At 63.5% G+C, this 18,518-nt stretch carries 18 protein-coding genes; 9 read left to right on the forward strand and 9 right to left on the reverse strand.

The genetic code is table 11. The features are described 5' to 3' along the window. Positions 1 to 54: 54 nt before the first annotated feature. Both IQ16_RS17900 and IQ16_RS17905 read right to left on the reverse strand, forming a co-directional pair. Entirely contained in the window at positions 55 to 729 is a 675-nt protein-coding gene (locus IQ16_RS17900) for an OmpA family protein (RefSeq protein ID WP_018645894.1), read from the reverse strand. A gap of 148 nt (positions 730 to 877) precedes the next feature. Continuing rightward, positions 878 to 2,422, reverse strand: coding sequence for a caspase family protein (locus IQ16_RS17905; protein WP_018645893.1), 1,545 nt, complete (start codon positions 2,420 to 2,422; stop codon positions 878 to 880). Between the two features lie 386 nt (positions 2,423 to 2,808). Between IQ16_RS17905 and IQ16_RS17910 the strand changes: the two genes are divergently transcribed. Then, the gene (locus tag IQ16_RS17910; RefSeq protein WP_018645890.1) at positions 2,809 to 3,615 is read left to right on the forward strand and encodes an N-acyl homoserine lactonase family protein; all 807 of its coding nucleotides are present in this window, start codon (positions 2,809 to 2,811) and stop codon (positions 3,613 to 3,615) included. Between the two features lie 124 nt (positions 3,616 to 3,739). Here IQ16_RS17910 and IQ16_RS17915 read toward each other — a convergent pair whose 3' ends face one another. Then, a complete protein-coding gene (locus IQ16_RS17915) occupies positions 3,740 to 4,660 on the reverse strand; it encodes a c-type cytochrome (RefSeq protein WP_018645889.1) in 921 nt (306 codons plus the stop codon). Between the two features lie 294 nt (positions 4,661 to 4,954). On the opposite strand from IQ16_RS17915, the gene IQ16_RS17920 reads away from it, so the two are divergent. Further along, on the forward strand, positions 4,955 to 5,371 hold the full coding sequence (locus IQ16_RS17920) for a RidA family protein (protein WP_018646232.1): 417 nt from the start codon (positions 4,955 to 4,957) through the stop codon (positions 5,369 to 5,371). Positions 5,372 to 5,671: 300 nt separating this feature from the next. Here the strand turns inward: IQ16_RS17920 and IQ16_RS17925 are convergent, their stop codons facing one another. Next, entirely contained in the window at positions 5,672 to 6,628 is a 957-nt protein-coding gene (locus IQ16_RS17925) for an AraC-like ligand-binding domain-containing protein (protein WP_018646233.1), read from the reverse strand. A 564-nt stretch (positions 6,629 to 7,192) separates the two neighbouring features. Between IQ16_RS17925 and IQ16_RS17930 the strand changes: the two genes are divergently transcribed. Beyond that, positions 7,193 to 7,753: a TetR-like C-terminal domain-containing protein gene (locus IQ16_RS17930; RefSeq protein WP_018646234.1), complete on the forward strand. Its 561-nt coding sequence runs from the start codon at positions 7,193 to 7,195 to the stop codon at positions 7,751 to 7,753. Between the two features lie 61 nt (positions 7,754 to 7,814). On the opposite strand, the gene IQ16_RS17935 is transcribed toward IQ16_RS17930, so the two are convergent. Together IQ16_RS17935 and IQ16_RS17940 are read right to left on the reverse strand one after the other, a co-directional pair. Then, positions 7,815 to 8,558, reverse strand: a complete 744-nt coding sequence (locus IQ16_RS17935; protein WP_020608044.1) for a class I SAM-dependent methyltransferase — start codon at positions 8,556 to 8,558, stop codon at positions 7,815 to 7,817. Between the two features lie 57 nt (positions 8,559 to 8,615). Further along, on the reverse strand, positions 8,616 to 9,158 hold the full coding sequence (locus tag IQ16_RS17940) for a MarR family winged helix-turn-helix transcriptional regulator (protein ID WP_018646236.1): 543 nt from the start codon (positions 9,156 to 9,158) through the stop codon (positions 8,616 to 8,618). Positions 9,159 to 9,268: 110 nt separating this feature from the next. Here IQ16_RS17940 and IQ16_RS17945 point away from each other — a divergent pair, with 110 nt between their 5' ends. From IQ16_RS17945 to fahA, 5 genes are all read left to right on the forward strand, one after another. Beyond that, positions 9,269 to 10,885: an FAD-dependent oxidoreductase gene (locus IQ16_RS17945; protein WP_018646237.1), complete on the forward strand. Its 1,617-nt coding sequence runs from the start codon at positions 9,269 to 9,271 to the stop codon at positions 10,883 to 10,885. Between the two features lie 8 nt (positions 10,886 to 10,893). After that, positions 10,894 to 11,118: a DUF2783 domain-containing protein gene (locus IQ16_RS17950; RefSeq protein WP_018646238.1), complete on the forward strand. Its 225-nt coding sequence runs from the start codon at positions 10,894 to 10,896 to the stop codon at positions 11,116 to 11,118. Between the two features lie 17 nt (positions 11,119 to 11,135). Beyond that, positions 11,136 to 12,092: an MBL fold metallo-hydrolase gene (locus IQ16_RS17955; protein ID WP_145831645.1), complete on the forward strand. Its 957-nt coding sequence runs from the start codon at positions 11,136 to 11,138 to the stop codon at positions 12,090 to 12,092. 2 nt (positions 12,093 to 12,094) lie between these two features. Then, positions 12,095 to 13,441 carry a homogentisate 1,2-dioxygenase gene (hmgA, locus tag IQ16_RS17960; protein WP_026312494.1) on the forward strand — a complete coding sequence of 449 codons (1,347 nt, stop codon included), beginning with the start codon at positions 12,095 to 12,097 and terminating at the stop codon, positions 13,439 to 13,441. Between the two features lie 209 nt (positions 13,442 to 13,650). Continuing rightward, on the forward strand, positions 13,651 to 14,922 hold the full coding sequence (gene fahA / locus IQ16_RS17965) for a fumarylacetoacetase (protein ID WP_018646241.1): 1,272 nt from the start codon (positions 13,651 to 13,653) through the stop codon (positions 14,920 to 14,922). 121 nt (positions 14,923 to 15,043) lie between these two features. On the opposite strand, the gene IQ16_RS17970 is transcribed toward fahA, so the two are convergent. Both IQ16_RS17970 and IQ16_RS17975 read right to left on the reverse strand, forming a co-directional pair. After that, entirely contained in the window at positions 15,044 to 15,355 is a 312-nt protein-coding gene (locus IQ16_RS17970) for a DUF1272 domain-containing protein (protein ID WP_018646242.1), read from the reverse strand. A 74-nt stretch (positions 15,356 to 15,429) separates the two neighbouring features. After that, positions 15,430 to 15,909, reverse strand: coding sequence for an Lrp/AsnC family transcriptional regulator (locus tag IQ16_RS17975; RefSeq protein ID WP_026312495.1), 480 nt, complete (start codon positions 15,907 to 15,909; stop codon positions 15,430 to 15,432). 121 nt (positions 15,910 to 16,030) lie between these two features. On the opposite strand from IQ16_RS17975, the gene hppD reads away from it, so the two are divergent. Beyond that, entirely contained in the window at positions 16,031 to 17,149 is a 1,119-nt protein-coding gene (gene hppD / locus IQ16_RS17980) for a 4-hydroxyphenylpyruvate dioxygenase (protein WP_145831646.1), read from the forward strand. 182 nt (positions 17,150 to 17,331) lie between these two features. On the opposite strand, the gene IQ16_RS17985 is transcribed toward hppD, so the two are convergent. Further along, the gene (locus IQ16_RS17985; protein ID WP_026312496.1) at positions 17,332 to 18,438 is read right to left on the reverse strand and encodes a CaiB/BaiF CoA transferase family protein; all 1,107 of its coding nucleotides are present in this window, start codon (positions 18,436 to 18,438) and stop codon (positions 17,332 to 17,334) included. Positions 18,439 to 18,518: the final 80 nt, after the last annotated feature.

The following is an 18,518-nucleotide window of genomic DNA, read 5'->3' on the forward strand; positions in this document are numbered from 1 at the left end:
AAGCGAGACTTTACACCACATCACGACGGGTCACTGCAAAGGATTACGTCGTGCTTACTTCGAGGCCGTGGTCTTGTTTTCCATGTTGACCACCTGCACGCGGCGGTTGACCTCGGCCATGGGCTGGCTCGGGTCCTTCAGCTTGCTCTTGCCGTAGCCGACGGTGACGAGGTCGGTCGCCGAGATGCTGTACTTCTCGACGAGGTAGCGCTTGATCGAATCCGCGCGGCGCTCCGACAGGTCCTGGTTGTAGCCCTCGCCGCCGGCGGCGTCGGTGTGGCCGGCGACCACGAAGGTCGAGCCCTTCAGGTCGGGGCTGGTCAGCGCGCGGCCGAGCGCCTGCACGGAAGCAAGCGACTTGGCGCTGATATTGGCCGAGTTGTAGTCGAAGGTGATTTCGAGATCGATGTTCGGCTTGTCCTTGGCGACGGACGCGATCTCCTCGCGCTCGGTCGACGACAGCGAGCGCGTCGAGCGGCCGCGCACGGACTGGATCAGCTTGGTCTCGGCCGCATTAGGCGCGGGATCGGCCTGCGGCGCGCCGATCGAAAGGCCGCGGGTCAGCGGCTTCTTCGCCGGCGGCGCCAGCGCGCGAAGGATCTCGTCCTCGGTGACGTTCTTGCTGTTGCCGTCGTCGCCGGCGAATGCGGGAGCGGCCGGCAGCGACAGTGCCGCGCCGATGGCAATGATGGACAGGATTGCGGTCAGTCCCTTTGCAGCCAATCTCATAGCTAGTCCCTCCTGCGCAGCCGTGCCCGCGCGGTTCCAAAATTTCTGCAATAGGCCCCCCGGGAAAGGCCGCCTGCGGCATCCGAGCGTTAGTCTTCCGTGGGCCGCCAAGGGTTCGAGGCGTCGGCGGCCTGAACCCAAAAAAATACTAGCGGACTCCGTAGCTTGCGAATTCCTGAACGATGTTCGGATCCATCGCCTTGGCGTTGGCAATGTCCAGCGCGCCTTCCTGGGCGGAGCCGTTACGCTGCTTGGCGAGGCCGCGGCCATAGAGCGAGGAGGTGAGGCGCGGATTGATCCTCAGGGCGGCATCGAAATCGGCGATCGCGTTCTTGACTGCGCCCGACTTCAGATTGACGAGCCCGCGGCTGTCCAGCGCATCGACGAAGTTCGGCCGCAGCCGCAACGCCTCGTTGCAATCCTTCAGCGCGCCCTGGAGGTCGCCGATCACGGTGCGCGTCCAGCAGCGGTTGTTCAGCGCCTCGACGTCCTTCGAATTGATCCGGAGCGTGTCGTCGAAATCCTTGATGGCGAGGTTGTAGGCGCCCTTGCTGGCATAGACCTGGCCGCGCCGGTACAGCGCGTTCACGTCGTCAGGATTGGCCGCGATCTTGGCCGTCAGGCCCTTGATGGTGGGATCTTCCGCCAGGACGGCCGCGCTCGGCCCGCCATCCGCGTTCGGCGCGGGTGCGGGATCGGCCGGCTTCGCCGGCGGTGGCGGCGGGGGCAGGGCGGCCTCGACCTGCGGCTTCGGTGACGGAGCCGGTGCGGGCGGCGGGGGCGGAGGGGCAGGCGCAGCAACATTGTCAGCCGGCTTCGAGGGCGCGGGCGGCGCCGGCGGTGACGGCGGCGCGGGTGGTGCCGGCGGTGGGTTGTTGGCGACGACGGGCGGCGCAGGCGGCGGGGGCGCCGTCGTGGTTGTCGTCGGGCGCGAGCCGGCGGCGCCCGGAATGAAGGAGAAATCCTCGGCCAGCGAGGAGGAGATCCACGGCACCTGCTCGCCGCGCGAGGCGCGGGTGACGCCCATCTTGGTGCGGTTCAGCGTCTCCTCGGCCATCAGGTCGGGGACGCGGATTTCCTTCAGCAGTTCCTGCACGAACAGGCTGTGCTCGCCGCCGGCGTCCGAGACCACCGAGGCCAGCGCCGCCGAATACATCACCAGCGTGCCGTTCGGCGCGATGACGGGCGTGAGGCCCGCCGAGAAGCTGCGGAACCGGCGCTCGAACGGGTTGCGCCTGGAGGCATCGATCAGCGCGATCTTGACGCCGGCGCCGCGCGTGTTGAGCTCGCCGAGCACGGTCTCGAGGCTGAACCCGTCGCGGCGCACGTCGGATTCGGTCCAGATCTGCGCATCGACCGGTAGCATGTAGCTCTGGCGCGCCGACTGGATGCCGAAGCCGCTGAAGAACACCAGCGCCACCGAGCCCGGCTTGATCTTGCCATAGAGCTTGTCGAAGGCGCGGCGCATGCCGTCGCCGGTGAGGTTCTCGCCGATCTCGACCGAGAAGCCGTCGCGCTTGAGCTCATCGGCCATGTCGCGCGCATCGTTGAGCGGTTCCTTCAGCGGAGCATCCGCATCCGGATATTTGGCGTTGCCGATCACCAGCGCATAGCGGTCGCCGGCCGCCAGCGATGGCGCAGCCGGGACGAGCGAAACGAGCAACGGGAGAAGGAAAAGAAAGCGAATTTTCATAATCAGCGCGGTCCAGCCAAAAAGGCGCCGTTCCAGCTTGCGCCGCGGCGACCTTAACTTACGCTCTATGCATTATCAAACCGGGGGGAGGGGGCGTCAACCTCTTGGAGATTCGGCATTATCGCGGCGATTGACCGCAACGCAGGGGTGCGCGGGTAGCGGGATGAACGGGCTGTCATGTTTGGTTCGACCCGACCTTGTTGGGCATGGCAGCGGCCATGTTTGCAGCGGTCATGTTAGGAGACTCATGGCGACGAAAATGTGATTGGTCTCACATTGCAGGCCCGCGGTCGTAGCAAGCCCCGGCTGTTTGACCTTTGCGGCGGACGATGGCTTGGTGCGTCCGCTCGTTCAGCTCCCCTCACAAAAAAGCAAAGCCAAGAGCCATGGGAAACGTCTACGAAATCTACGCCCTGCGCTATGCGACGATGTCGCCGCGCACCCCCAGCATGAACTTCCTGGCGCCCGATCCGCATGACAGCGCGGCGCAGGATCTCGACTATTTCGTTTGGCTGATCCGCGGTGGAGGGCGCGACATCCTGGTCGATACCGGCTTCAATGCCGAGGAGGCGAGCGCGCGGGCGCGCAAGCTGACGCTCAATCCGGTCGATGCGCTGGAGCGCTTTGGTGTTGCGGCTTCGAGCATCCGCGACGTCATCGTGACGCATCTGCATTACGACCATGCCGGCAATCTCGACCGCTTTCCGAACGCGCGCTTCCATCTTCAGGAGCGCGAGATGGCTTACGCGACGGGACGGTGCATGTGCAACGGACTGCTGCGACATCCGTTCTCGGTCGAGCACGTCACGCAGATGGTGCGCCATGTCTATGGCGAGCGTGTCACCTTCTATTCAGGCGACGGCGAGGTCGCGCCCGGCGTCACCGTGCACCGGGTCGGCGGCCATTCCGACGGCTTGCAGGTGGTGAAGGTCGAGACCGCGCGCGGGCCCGTGGTACTGGCATCCGATGCCGCGCATTACTACGCCAATCTTCAGCGCCGCAGCCCATTCCCGATCGTCTACAATGTCGGCGACATGGCGCAGGGCTGGGAGACGATCGAGCGCCTCGCCGGCCACCCCGACCGCTACATTCCCGGCCACGATCCGATCGTGACGGAAATCTATCCGCGCGCCAGCGACAAGGTCGACGCCTGGGCGCTGCACCTGCCGCCGACGCGCTCGTTTGCGAAGTGACGGCGTAGTCGTCATCCGGGCGCGCGTAGCGCGAACCCGGAATCCAGAAGGTGTCGCGCGAGATTCCGGGTTCGCCGCTGTCGCGGCGCCCCGGAATGACAGCACCAGCTAACACTCGGCCGCTTCACCGCTCGAGCGTGGCGAGATAGGCGGCAAGTGGCAAAAAGTCCGCCTCGTTGAGCGTTTTGACCACATCGATCATCGGCTTGCTCTCCGGCCCAGCGCGGAAGCCGTGCTGGTATTCGTAGAGCTGGCGGAAGATGTAGGTCGGCGAGCGCCCGGCGATGCCCGGCACGACGTCGGTGCCGGTCAGCTTCTCGCCATGGCAGCCGGCGCAGGCGATCTCCGGCTTCGCGGCCAGCCCACGACCGGCAGCGACGCTACCGGGCGGCACGTAGGCGGTAAAGCGGACGCGCGCGTCGCGGTTGACGAAGCGGCCAACGTCCGCCGGTGTCTCGATGATGCGCATGCCGATCAGCTCGCGTTCATCGCCTTTGGTGACGAAGAACCAGCCGGCGACCGTCGGTTTCGGCACGGTCTCGGTCTCCACCACATCAACCAACTTCTTTGGCTTGATGGCGGCAAAATATTCAGCCGCCGCCTTGATCTCATCGTCGTTCGCTGCCTTCGCGAGCGAGATCATCCATGCTTGCGGAATGCGGTCGGGTCGTGCTGTCGCGCGTTTGCCGCTCCTGTAGTCTTGCATCTGTCGAATGAAATAGGCCACCGGCAGGCCGGCGATGTCGGCGTTCTCCGGACCACCCGTGCCAGAGGCGCGATGGCAGAAGCCGCAGGCGTAGACGTCAGGCGCGCGGCCGCTCGCCACCACCGTCGGCATCGCCGGATGGTCACCCGGGTGCCAATCCGGTGCGAGGAAGCGATCGCGCGTTTGTGGAACCGTATAGCTCACCGTGCTGTCGGGAACGTGGCGAGGTTGGCCGTCATCGGACGGCGGCTTGAAGTCAGGCGGATTGTAAGTGTAGGCCCAGAACGGCGGCTTGTCGGTGGTCTGCGCTTGCGCGCCCGCCGCAGATACGAAAATCATGGGCAGTGCAACTAACGCCTGAAAAGTCGCTCCCAACCGTGCCATGTTCGCCTCCGGCTTTCGGGCAGCGAAGAGAAATAAACTAGCCCTGAGTCCGCGTGGGAACAATTGGCTTGCTTGCTATTGAGGCCGGTCGTCCTGAGGCCCGCTTTTGGGTCAAAACCGCAATGCAAAGGATCTCGCGGCGCTGAATCATTTTGCAACGCAGACATCGACTGCTGACCAGCAGGCACGATTTGCGCTGGGGTATGAGCTAAACTTGGCCGTCTATCAGTCAACACCGCAGGACATGCAATGGGACGTTCCGTCCAGTCTCCACTAACACTCTTCGATAGCCTGCCATTCGGGTTCGCCCAGGTCTCCACCGTGCCCACGCCCTTCGGCGATGCAGTTCATGTTTCGGGACAGGTAGCCTGGGACGCGGACCGCAACATAGTGGGTGCGAATGACATCGGGATTCAACTGAAGAAAAGTCTGGAGAATCTAGCCACAGCGTTGGCGTCGGTCGGCGCGACACTCGATCAAGTCGGGGCAATAAGACTTTACATCCGGCAAAGCCATATCGACCAAGGCAAGGCGATCAGCGACGCACTGATGGAAACCTTTGGTGACCGGCCGCCGTGTGCTACTTGGATAGGTGTGCCGAGCCTGGCGCGAGAGGAATTCTTAATCGAGGTTGAGCCGTCAATTATCTTCGTTGCCCGAAGCTGAGTGATGTCTCTTGCGGGTCAAAAGCGCCGGGTTTGAGTCTCAGCCAAGCGACTTTCGGTCTGCCCCCTTTCTTCGGACACGTTCAGCTCTGAGACGGGCGGCTGGCGCGGTGCCGGAGCGTAACCCGGTACGCGCACGGATGGGCTGGGAAATCGTGGATATCGAGGCAACGGTGTGGCGGAAATTAACTCCTGCCCATAGCTCGCGCTATCGTCTGATACGTATTCTTGCGCGAGGTTGATTGGGGAGGGCAGTCTTCGCAAAGGCCGGTGTGCCGGCAACTGATCGAAATCTGTCCGTCTACGTCTTTCGATGCGAGAGCTGGTACTCGCTGGGCGAAATTCCATATGCTTTCTTGAAGCACCGGCCGAAGTGCGTCAGGTCGGAGAATCCCCACCCGAACGCAACCTCGCTCAAGGAGCGATACGGTTGCACAGGGTCTTCGAGTGCCTGCCGGCACCTCTCAAGCCTCTCTCTCAAAATCAGGCGCGCTATCGAAGTATCTTGCGAAGCGAGAATTTTGTTGATGTACCGGACGCTGAGGCCGACGGCGTCGGCGACCGACTGAGCGTCGAGCTCCGGGTCCGCCAACCTCGATTTGATCGTCGCGCGGATTTCCAGGATTGCCATCGCTTTCGTGGAGGAGACGCGCAGCGTGGTGCTCTCGGCTGCTTTGGCGAGCGACAGAGCGACCAAATCGAGCATGAAATTCGCTGCCAACTGTCCGCAAACGGGGCGCACCAGCCCGGCCAGACCTGGCAGCGCTGTGCTGAAAGACGAGGTCAAAGCGTCGTCCGTTGCATCCAGTTGAATTCGTCGTGTGAGCATGCTGCGCGGGTTTCCCAGGCGCGCCTGCAGCTCACGTCGAGGAAGTTTCAGGACCAAAGTCCTCGAACCGCCCGAGAACGTTGCCGAATAGGGGAGCGCCGGGTCGAGCAGCGTCATGTCCCCGGGATGAAGGGTGATTTGCCGCCCATCCTGCTCCATACTCACACTTCCGCTCGCCTCTCGACAGAAGAACAATTGGTCGGAGCTCCTCCGCGAAATATGGGCATGTGTGTGTTCCACTCGGAGCGGAGTGTTCTCGAAAGCTACAAGGTCCAGCGTCCCTACCGATCCGACCTCGATTTCCGCTTCGAAGCGAACCCGCGAGGTGGGGAAGGAGTCGTGTTCAACGATCTCCTTGCAGGCCACGCTGTGCCAGTACTCGAAGCGATCACGTGGATGCACGTCCTTCGTCGTGAAGATGGTCCGCAATTTACTCTCCCTTAAGGGTGCGGCAGCCGAGCAGAAGTTCCAATTCAGCCGAGCAACACTGGTCCCGTGCGGATAGCTTCACGAGCACTTGGCAACTTTTCGAGTGAAAGGAAAGAGATCTCGTACCAAACCGTGAAAGTACGGAAGGAAAGAACATCGAAGTCGAGAGGTTCCGATGCACAACCAACCAGCTCAGCAGCAACCAAGTGTCACAGCTTCTCAGCTTGGAAAACAGCACTCATGCGTCACCGGCAAACGCGTCACCATAGGCTTTCCTGTCCAACGCAAGCAGGAACCAAAGCAGGTCCATTTCGAACCACCGCTGCGTGCTCGATTTCTCACTGCAAATGGACTCCGAAGCAGAGCATGCGAGGTAACGACGGTTTGGGATACGGGCGCGCGATTGCGTATGAAACGTCCGCCGCCTTCCAAGTTCGTCCTGCAGTTTGCCTGGTCTCCAACGGTCGTTTCGCGGTTCTGCAGGCGCGTTCGCTGCGAGGGCGAGTACGTCTGGGTTGAATACGGGCGCCTGCGCCCGTGCTATTCAATGGAGAATGACCGGTGATGGACCAAGACATCAATGTTGGGCACATTTTCTCAACCCCGTGGGAGCGAAAGCTTGCGAACGACATTGTTGCTGATCTTGAACGCTACTCGGGTGAAAAGCGATCCAGTGTTGAAGAAATGCGCCGTTTCCTGGCGGTGAAAGGTTATCGCGATCTGCTCAACCGATTAGAGGCTGCGTGCGAAAACAAGCGGTCTCTCGAGGCGCTGAGAGCGGCAGCACATGCGATGCGATGGTATGCGCTCGAGCGCCCGGCAATGTTCGCTGCAACGTTTCGTACTCCCACGACCGATACTGCTGAATGGCGAGGTGCCCTGGACAGGTTGCGGATGTTTATGACCAAAATCCTGTCCGAATGTGGATTGTGTGAGACAGTCGCAGACGATGCTCTGCGAATCCTCCGCAGCCTTGTTCGCGGATTCGTTATGCACGAGGTAATGGACTCGTTCTACGACGCACCTTCATACGATGATTGTTATGAAGGCGCCATCGATGTGTTCATAGCCGGTCTGCCAACACTCGCTGCTCGTGGCCCGAGGCAAGATCGAGGTCGACATTGAGCGGGGACGCTTCGCCGAATTCGTCATCACGCAGCCTCTGAGACGGGCATCTGGCGTGGTGTCAACGAGCGCCGGCAGGATTCCTGCAAGCAACGATGTCGCCGGGGGATTTTCGAGCCGCTGGCTCCGGCGGAGAGAATACCGCCAAATATCCTCCGTCACCTGCGAGCTTATATGTGGCGATCTCGCGATAGCCGACGGCGGTCAATTCGCAGCGCAAGAGCTCAATCGGCGTGCCATGCTTCGACGTCGGAAGCTCGAGATCGACAATTCCGACCCGCGCACCCTGCTTCAAGGCGGGCGCGAGGTTGTAGAGGAAGGCATAGGGTTGGGCTATCTCGTGATACATATGCACGAGGATTGCGGCATCCAGCGAGGAAGCGGGTAGACGCGGGTCGTGTGGTTCGCCGAGCGCGAATTGCACATTCGTCAGCTTCAGACGTTCTGTTCGCCTGGCGAGTTCGATGAGGTAATCCCGCGTGACGTCCTGGGCAATGACAGAGCCGGCGGGTCCGACGAGGTGCGAGAGCCTGACCGTGTGGTAGCCATCGCCCGCTCCAATGTCGCCGACTGTCATGCCTGGTTTCAGCTCAAGAATACGTGCGATTTGACCGGCCTCATCGAGGGAGTCGCGGCGCTCTTCGGCGGCGCGACGTGGGCTGACGATCCGTGCAACAGGGCGCTGCGGTGAGAGAAACTCGTTTGCAGCGACTCCGGGGGGAGCCAGATAACCTATGTCAGCGGCGTATGCGCGAGTCGCGGCAAGCGCCACAAGGAGCGCCGCTATACAAGCCAGTGCCGTCACGGGCCTACCAAGCTTCCTCAACCGGACCCCCAACGCCGTCGGCGCCTCTATGAGTCCCTAGTACGCCTGCTTCGCGTCGGCTTCTTCGCTGGTCTGGATCAAATCGAGGCTCGTTTCGATCTTGCCGAGCAGGGCCGAGAGCTGCTTGCGCTCCTGTGCGGAGAGGCACGCGAGGATTTCGTCCTCACGCCGCAGCAATTGCGGGAACAGCTCCTCGTAAAGCGCGCGTCCCTTCTTCGTCAGTTGCAGGCGGAATTCGCGGCGGTCGGCTTCGTTCTCGACCCGCTCGATCAGTCCTTCATTCAGCAGCGTGGTGACCGCGCGGCTGATGGTGGATTTGTGCGTGCGGGTGCATTGCGAGATGTACTGTGCGCTGCAGGCGTCAACGCGGAAGCCGAGCGTGGCGATCACGCGCCAGGCCGGAATGTCGAGGCCGTGGCGTTCCTGATATTCGACCGCGAGCGCGGAACTCACCTCCGCCGCCAGCCGGTTGAGGCGGAACGGCACGAACTTGAACAGATCGAGCCGCGCCTTTGGCCGCGGCGCAGCCTCGCTCGCCTCTTGTCTCTTCAGCGCGATGTCGCTGGATGTCCTCGCCAAGGAGAGCGCTCCGATTTCCAGTTGACGGCCGGCCGGCTCCGGTCCAAAATAGTTGCACGTGAGACTATCTAGCAGATCAGTCCTCTTCTGACCAGAGCCGAGGTTAGTGTATGGCGCCGGCCAATACGCATCAGGCCAAAACCCAGTTCGGCTATCGCCGTCATCCCGATCAGGACCGCCCCGGGCCAAGCCCCGCGGAGCATCCGGTCGTGATCGTCGGCGCCGGCCCGGTCGGCCTCTCGCTGGCGATCGATCTCGCCCAGCGCGGCCAGCGGGTCGTCCTGCTGGATGACGCCGACCGCATCGGCGAAGGCTCGCGCGCGATCTGCTTCTCGAAACGCTCGCTGGAATATTGGGACCGGCTCGGCGTCGGCGACCGCATGGTCGACAAGGGCGTGGTGTGGAGTGTGGGACGGATCTTTCACGGCGAGTCGCAGCTCTACCAGTTCAACCTCCTGCCGGAGGACGGCCACAAGCGGCCGGCCTTCATCAACCTGCAGCAATATTACGCCGAGGCCTATCTGGTCGATCGCATCAACGATCTGCCCGAGATCGACCTGCGCTGGCGCAACAGGGTGACGGCACTCGAGCAGCGCAACGATTCCGCTTTGCTGACCATCGAAACGCCTGAGGGCGCCTATCGCCTCAATGCGCAATATGTCGTCGCCTGCGACGGCGCGCGGTCCTCGCTGCGGCAGATGGTCGGCGCGGAATTTGCCGGCCAGGTGTTCGAGGACCAGTTCCTGATCGCCGACGTCAAGATGACGGCGGAATTTCCGACCGAGCGCTGGTTCTGGTTCGATCCGCCGTTCCATGCCGGGCGTTCGGCGCTGCTGCACCGGCAGCCTGACGATGTCTGGCGCATCGATCTCCAGCTCAACCGCTACGCCGATCCCGTGGTCGAGAAGAAGCCGGAAAACGTGCGGCCGCGGATCGCGCGCATGCTGGGCCACGACAAGTTCGAGTTCGAGTGGATCTCGCTCTACAAATTCCAGTGCCGACGAATGGACCGCTTCATCCATGGCCGCGTGATTTTTGCTGGCGATTCCGCGCATCAGGTCTCGCCCTTTGGTGCGCGCGGGGCGAACTCGGGACTCGAGGACGCGGAAAATCTTTCGTGGAAACTCGATCGCGTGCTGCGCGGGACTTCGCCCGCGAGCCTGCTGGAGAGTTACCACGTCGAACGCAGCATGGCGGCGGACGAGAACATCCGCGAATCCACCCGCTCGACGGATTTCATGGCGCCGAACTCGCATCAGGAGGCGCGGCTGCGCAAGGCGGTGCTGTCGCTGGCCAAGGAGACCGAGTTCGGCAAGCGCATGGTCAATGGCGGCCGGCTGTCGGTGCCTTGCAGCTACGATACGGCGCTGTCGTCACCCGACGCCGATGCGTGGACAGGTGGTCCTCGTCCCGGCTGTTCCATGCTCGATGCGCCCGTCGCCGAGCGGGGATATCTAACGGACGCCTTCCGCAAGGGCGGAACAGACTTCACCCTGCTGTCGTTCAGCAATGGCGTAGCGTTCGATGCGCCCGACGGCGTCAAGGATATCCGCATCGGCGGAGAGGGAGGGCTTGGCGATCCCTCGGGTCTCGCCACAAAGCGCTACGACGCAGAGCCCGGTGCGGCCTATCTGCTCAGGCCCGATGGCTATGTCGCGGCGCGCTTCCGGCATCCGACGCGCGAAGCGATACAGACAGCGCTGTCGCGTGCCGCAGGCTTGAATTGAGGTTTCGCATGCCGCTTTCCACCAGCTCGAACTTCGCACGCCCGGACGATGCCTTCCGCGCCATCGTGGAGGCGCATCGCGGTCTCACGGAGGAGCAGAGCGCCGATTTCGATGCGGCGCTGGTGCTGATCCTCGCCAACCATATCGGCGACATCGACGTGCTGCGGGAAGCGATCGGGCTCGCCAGGCGCCGCATGATCGACGGCCAGCAGCAACAACAGCAACAGCAATAACTCGTAAGGACGAATCGATGGCGAAGAACTTCGCATCCACCGGCGATCTCTCCGAGAAGAAGATCACCTTCTCCGAGATCGGCACCGATCTCTATGCCTTCACCGCCGAGGGCGATCCCAACACGGCCGTGATCGTCGGCGACGACGGCTGCCTCGTGTTCGACGCGCAGGCAACGCCGGCGATGGCGAACAAGGTGATCGAGCGCGTGCGCGCCGTCACCGACAAGCCGATCAAATATGTCGTGCTGTCGCACTATCACGCCGTGCGCGTGCTCGGGGCCTCCGCCTACAAGGCGCAAGGCATCGTCGCCTCGCAGGAGACCTATCGTCTCATCGAAGAGCGCGGCAAGCAGGATTGGGATTCCGAATACGGCCGCTTCCCGCGCCTGTTCCAGGATGCCCAAAGCATTCCCGGCCTGACCTGGCCGACGCTGACCTTCGAAGGCGAGATGTCGATCTATCTCGGCAAGCGCGAGGTGCGGCTGATGCAGCTCGGGGCAGGTCACACCTCGGGCGACATCGTCGCCTGGGTGCCGGATGCCGAGGTGATGTTCTCGGGCGACCTCATCGAGTACCACTCGGCCTGCTATTGCGGCGATGCGCATCTGCGCGAATGGCCGATGACGCTGAACGAAATCCGCAACTTCAATCCGAAGGCGATCGCGCCGGGCCGTGGCGATGCGCTGAAGGGCACCGCCACCGTGCGCGAGGCCATCGCGATGACGCGCGACTTCGTCACCTCGCTCTATGGCGCCGCCGAAATCTCGGTCGCCAAGGGCCGCACGCTGAAGGAATCGATGGCGGCGACGCGCGAGGTGATGGATCCGAAATTCTCGAGCTTCGCCATCTACGAGCACTGCCTGCCGTTCAACGTGTCGCGCGCCTATGACGAAGCGTCGGGAATCGACGACCCCGTGATCTGGACCGACAAGCGCGACCAGGAAATGTGGGCTGCCCTGCAAGGAGGAGGATAGTCATGAACATCAATACCTCGCCTGACCAGATCGTTCGAAGCTCGGCCCAGGTGACGCCGGGCTACATGTCCGGCTTCGGCAACAGTTTTGAAACCGAGGCGCTGCCGGGCGCGCTACCGATCGGGCGCAACTCGCCGCAGCGCTGCGCCTACGGGCTCTATGCCGAGCAGCTCTCCGGCTCGCCGTTCACCGCGCCGCGCGGCACCAATGAGCGTTCCTGGCTCTATCGCATCCGTCCCTCGGTGAAGCATTCCGGTCGCTTCGAGAAGGTCGATGCCGGACTGTGGCGTTCGGCGCCGTGCCACGAATACGATCTGCCGATCGCGCAGCTGCGCTGGGACCCGACGCCGCTGCCGAAGGAGGAGGTGACCTTCGTCCAGGGCGTGCAGACCATGACGACGGCCGGTGACGTCAACACGCAGGCCGGCATGGCCGCGCACGTTTACCTCATCACCAAGTCGATGGTGGACCAGCACTTCTACAATGCCGACGGCGAGCTGATGTTCGTGCTGCAGCAGGGCAATCTTCGCCTCGTCACCGAGTTCGGCCGCATCGACGCCGAGCCCGGCGAGATCGTGGTGATCCCGCGCGGCGTCAAGTTCCGGGTCGAGATCCCGAACGGCCCGGCGCGCGGCTATCTCTGCGAAAACTACGGCGGCGCCTTCACGCTGCCGGAGCGCGGCCCGATCGGCGCCAACTGCCTCGCCAATGCGCGCGACTTCCTCACGCCGGTCGCGAACTACGAGGACAAGGACACGCCGACGGAGCTGTTCGTGAAATGGGGCGGCTCGCTGTTCAAGACGTCCTTGCCGCATTCGCCGATCGACGTCGTCGCATGGCACGGCAATTACGCGCCCTACAAATACGATCTGCGCACCTTCTCACCCGTCGGCGCGATCGGCTTCGATCATCCCGATCCCTCGATCTTCACGGTGCTGACCTCGCCGTCGGAGACCGCGGGCACCGCGAATATCGACTTCGTCATCTTCCCCGAGCGCTGGATGGTTGCCGACAACACCTTCCGTCCGCCCTGGTACCACATGAACATCATGAGCGAGTTCATGGGGCTGATCTACGGCGTCTACGACGCCAAGCCGCAAGGCTTCGTCCCCGGCGGCATCTCCTTGCACAATTGCATGCTGCCGCACGGCCCCGACCGCGACGCCTTCGAGCACGCCAGCAATGGCGAGCTGAAGCCGGTGAAGCTGACCGGCACCATGGCCTTCATGTTCGAGACCCGCTACCCGCAGCGCGTCACGGCACACGCTGCGAATTCGTCGACGCTTCAGGACGACTACGCGGATTGCTGGAAGGGCCTCGAGAAACGCTTCGATCCGAGTAAGCCGTGATGTCTCTTACCCTCCCCTGGAGGGGGAGGGTCGCTACGCATGCAGCGAAGCGGAATGCGTAGCGGGGTGGGGTGACGGTCTGTCCGCAAGGAACACTGCCCGTGTTGAGAGATCACCCCACCCCGTCTCATATTTCGCTGCGCTCAATATGAGCCGACCCTCCCCCTCCAGGGGAGGGTGACACCGCCACCGCTGCGCACGGGAAACCAATGCCTCACCCCAACGACCCCAGCCTCCGCTCCTTCATCGACGTCGATCCCGCCTCGGACTTCCCGATCCAGAACCTGCCCTACGGCGTGTTCTCGACCGCGGCCAATCCGACGCCGCGGGTCGGCGTGGCGATCGGCAATTACGTGCTCGATCTCTGGGAGCTCGAGCAGGATTCCCGGCTCGATGTCGGTCCGCTCGGCGTGTTCTCCGGGCCTTCGCTCAATCCCTTCATGACGCTGGGGCCGCAGGTCTGGAGCAAGACCCGTGCGCGGATCAGCGAGCTCTTGCGCGCGGATCATCCGGAGCTGCGCGACAACGAGGAGCTGCGCAACCAAGCCTTGGTGCCGATGCGCGATGCCAGGCTGCATCTGCCGTTCGCGGTCTCCGGCTATACCGATTTCTATTCGTCTAGGGAGCACGCCACCAATGTCGGCGTGATGTTCCGCGGCAAGGACAACGCGCTGCAGCCGAACTGGCTGCACATGCCGATCGCCTATAACGGCCGTGCGTCCACCGTGGTGGTGTCCGGCACCAGGGTGAAGCGCCCGCGCGGGCAGCTGAAGCCGCCGAATGTGGACGTGCCGAGCTTTGCGCCGTGCAAGCGGCTCGATTTCGAGCTGGAGATGGGCGTCGTCATCGGGCAACCCTCAGCCATGGGCGGCATGCTGACCGAGAGCCAAGCCGAAGAGATGATCTTCGGCTTCGTGCTGCTCAACGACTGGAGCGCGCGCGACATCCAGCAATGGGAATATGTGCCGCTCGGCCCGTTCCTGGCAAAGGCGTTCGCGACCTCGATCAGCCCGTGGGTGGTGACGCGCGAGGCGCTGGAGCCGTTCCGTCTGCAGGGGCCGGAGCAGGAGCCCGTGCCGCTCGGCTATCTGAAGCAGACCAAGCCGCAGAACTACGACGTCGAGCTCGACGTCTCCTTGCGCGCTGCCGGCGCCAACGCGCCAGGCAGCATCAGCCGCACTAATTTCAAGTACATGTACTGGTCCTCGGTGCAGCAATTGATGCATCACGCCTCGAGCGGCTGCGCCATGAATGTCGGCGATCTCTTAGGGAGCGGCACCATCTCCGGCCCGGAGAAGAACCAGCGCGGCAGCCTGCTCGAAATCAGCTGGAACGGCACCGAGCCGGTCGAGCTGCCCGGCGGCGCCAGGCGCTCGTTCCTGGAAGACGGCGACAGCCTCGTCATGCGCGGCTGGTGCCAGGGCAACGGCTATCGCGTCGGCTTCGGCGAGGTCGAGGGGACGATTGTGGCGGCGGAGTAGGGCGCCCCTGCCGCCACGATCTCCGTCATTGCGAGCGTAGCGAAGCAATCCAGAATCTTTTCCGCGGCGGCAGTCTGAATTGCTTCGTCGCAAGGGCTCCTCGCAATGACGTGGAGAGAGCCTACCGCCTCTCCGGCGGCACGTCGCGCACCCGCGCGCAATGCGCGGCGACATCCTCGACGCTGTACTTCAGATGCACCCGCTTGTCGGATGGCACCTGCCTGGTCGTGCACACACCCGGCCGCCATTCCTGCGCCGGCCTGATCGGACGCGGGGCAAAGCCGCCGCCGCAGTTCGGGCAGACGTTGAAGAGTTTTGTCTCGACGCAGTCCGCACAGAACGTGCACTCATAGGAGCAGATCCGCGCATCTGTCGCGCTCGGCGGCAGATCGCAATCGCAATATTCGCAGTTCGGTCGAAGCTGGAGGGCCATGGCGGAGTCTCCCGGATTTGACCCTGATCATCGCAGACGGCGCTTGACGCGCGAAGGCCGTAGTTCCCTCGATTTCAGCCAGCCTTCAACTCCCTCAGCGGCAGCTTCGCGCTTTCCTTGAGACGATCGAGCACGATCGAGGAGCGCACATGCGCCACGCTCTGGTGCGGCATCAGCACGTCGTTGACGAGGTTGGAGAGGCCCTTGAGATCGCGCAGCACGGCCTTCAGCACGTAGTCGGCATCGCCCGTGAGCGAATACGCTTCCTGGATCTCGTCGATCCGGTTCACCAGCGCGCGAAAACGCTTGGAATTGTCCGGCGAGTGCGTCGCAAGTCCCACCTGGATGAAGGCGATGACGCCGAAGCCGAGCGCCTCGCTGGAGAGATCGGCATGATAGCCCGAGATCACCTTCTCCTCTTCCAGCCGCATCCGCCGCCGCGAGCATTGCGAGGCGGATAGCCCCGCGAGGTCGGCCAGCTCCTGGTTGGTGAGGCGGCCGTCGTCCTGCAGCGCGGTCAGGATCTTGAGGTCGAAGGCGTCCACGGAGATCATGCGTGTTTTGTCCAAATGATGCACGGATCGTGCACATGATAGCCAAATCCCGTCCCGTTTGCACGCTCCTTGCGTGTCTTATGAAGGATAGTTCTTCCCTAGCCGCAATTGGGAGAGCAGCATGGGTCCGTTTCCGCACGATGCACCGCCGGCCACCATCAGTGCCGACAATCCGATGGGCACCGACGGCTTCGAGTTCGTCGAATATGCGCATCCCGATCCGGCCGAGCTGCACGCGTTGTTCAAGCTGATGGGCTATGCGCCCGTCGCGCGGCACAGAACCAAGAAGATCACGGTCTATCGCCAGGGCGACATCAACTATCTCGTCAACGAAGAGCCCGGCACCCACGGTTATGAGTTTGTCGCCGCCCACGGCCCCTGCGCGCCGTCGATGGCGTTTCGCGTGGTCGATGCCAAGGCGGCCTATGACCGCGCGATCGCGCTCGGCGCCGAGCCCGCCGATGTGTCATCGGCGCAGAAGACGCTCGACGTGCCCGCGATCAAGGGCATCGGCGGCAGCCTGCTGTATCTGGTCGATCGCTACGGCGCCAATGGCTCGGCCTATGATGCCGAGTTCGAATGGCTGGGCGCACGCGACCCGCGGCCCGCAGGTGCCGGCCTGTTCTATCTCGACCATCTCACCCACAACGTCCATCGCGGCCGCATGGATGTCTGGGCCGGCTTCTACGAGAAGCTGTTCAACTTCCGCCAGATCCGCTTCTTCGACATCGAGGGCCGCGCCTCCGGCCTGTTCTCGCGCGCGCTGACCAGCCCGGACGGCAAGATCCGGATTCCGATCAACGAGGACGCCGGCGATTCCGGCCAGATCGAGGAATATCTGAAGACCTATCGCGGCGAGGGCATCCAGCACATCGCCTGCGGCTGCCGGGAGATCCACAGCACGATCGAAGGCCTGCGCGACGCCGGCCTGCCGTTCATGCCGTCGCCGCCCGTGACCTATTTCGAGCGGATCGATGCGCGCCTGCCCAAGCACGGCGAGGATATCGCGCGTCTGCAGAAGAACGGCATCCTGATCGACGGCGAAGGCGTGGTCGAAGGCGGCCAGACCAAGGTGCTGCTGCAGATCTTCTCGGCCAACGCCATCGGCCCGATCTTCTTCGAGTTCATCCAGCGCAAGGGCGACGACGGTTTTGGCGAGGGCAATTTCAAGGCCCTGTTCGAATCGATCGAGGAGGATCAGATCCGGCGCGGGGTGCTGAAGGTGGGGAACGCGGCGTAAGCTTCCGCTGTTGCCCTCGCTGCTGCTTCACAACAGGTGTCGTCCCGGCGAAGGCCGGGACCCATACCGCGTGATTTATCGATAGTGATCGGTGAAAGTACCGAACTCCGAGTCTTCGCCAAACCACTCCCTGTGGTTATGGGTCCCGGCCTTCGCCGGGACGACAGTGAAGTTTGGAGCCTCTACCTCTTCCACGCCTTCGTCACCGCACCAATCTCCGCCGCCTCCGGCTCGCGCACCGCGGACGGCGTGCGCGAGAACCGCGGCGCCGGTGCCGGCTGCTTCACGCCGTGGCGCTCGAGGAAGACCTCGCGGGCGACCATGTGCGGATGCTTCGTCGCTTCCGACATGGTCAGCACCGGCGCGAAGCAGATGTCGGAGCCTTCCATGATCCTGCACCAGTCCTCGCGCGTCTTGCTCTTGAACACCGCCTTCAGCTTCTCCTTCAGCGCCGGCCAGGCCTTGGGATTCATCTGCGCGTCGAAATCGGCATCGGTCAGGCCCGCGTGCTCGCGCAGCAGCGCGTAGAACTGCGGCTCGATCGAGCCGATCGAGACGAAATGGCCGCAGGCGCATTCATAGACGCCGTAGAAATGCGCGCCGCCGTCGAGGAAGTTCTGGTTGCGGCCTTCGGTCCAGCGGCCGAGCGTGGTCATGTCGAAGAAGAACGACATCAGCGACGCGGCGCCGTCGCACATCGCGGCATCGACCACCTGGCCCTTGCCGGACCTTTGCGCTTCCAGCAGCGCCGCGAGCACGCCGACCACGAGATAGAGCGCGCCGCCGCCGAAATCGCCGACCAGGTTGAGCGGCGGCACCGGCGCTTCCTTCGTGCCGATCGCGGCGAGCGCGCCGGTGATCGAAATGTAGTTGATGTCGTGGCCGGCGGCATTCGCAAGCGGGCCTTCCTGGCCCCATCCGGTCATGCGGCCGTAGACGAGCTTTGGGTTGCGCGCGAGCACGATTTCGGGGCCGAGCCCGAGCCGCTCCATCACGCCGGGACGAAAGCCCTCGACCAGCGCATCGGCGCTGGCGAGCAGCTCAAGCACCTCTGCGATCGCCGCCTTGTCCTTGAGGTCGAGCTCGATCACCTTGCGGCCGCGGCCCGCCACCGACTTCATGCTCTTCTTCGCACCGACGCGGTCGAGCGTGACGACGTCGGCGCCCATGTCCGCCAGCATCATGCAGGCGAACGGGCCGGGCCCGATGCCGGCGAATTCGACGACGCGGAAGCCCGAGAGCGGGCCGGCGGTGCGGACGGAAGAGTTTTGGGAGGGTTTGTCGAGCACGTTGTTGTTTCCTCGGGTCGCGGGCGATGCCGGTGATCCGGCAGGCGCCTCACGTTGCTGCCTTACGTCGCACTTGGGGG

It is taken from the genome of Bradyrhizobium huanghuaihaiense (assembly GCF_007830635.1).
Classification (GTDB): domain Bacteria; phylum Pseudomonadota; class Alphaproteobacteria; order Rhizobiales; family Xanthobacteraceae; genus Bradyrhizobium; species Bradyrhizobium huanghuaihaiense.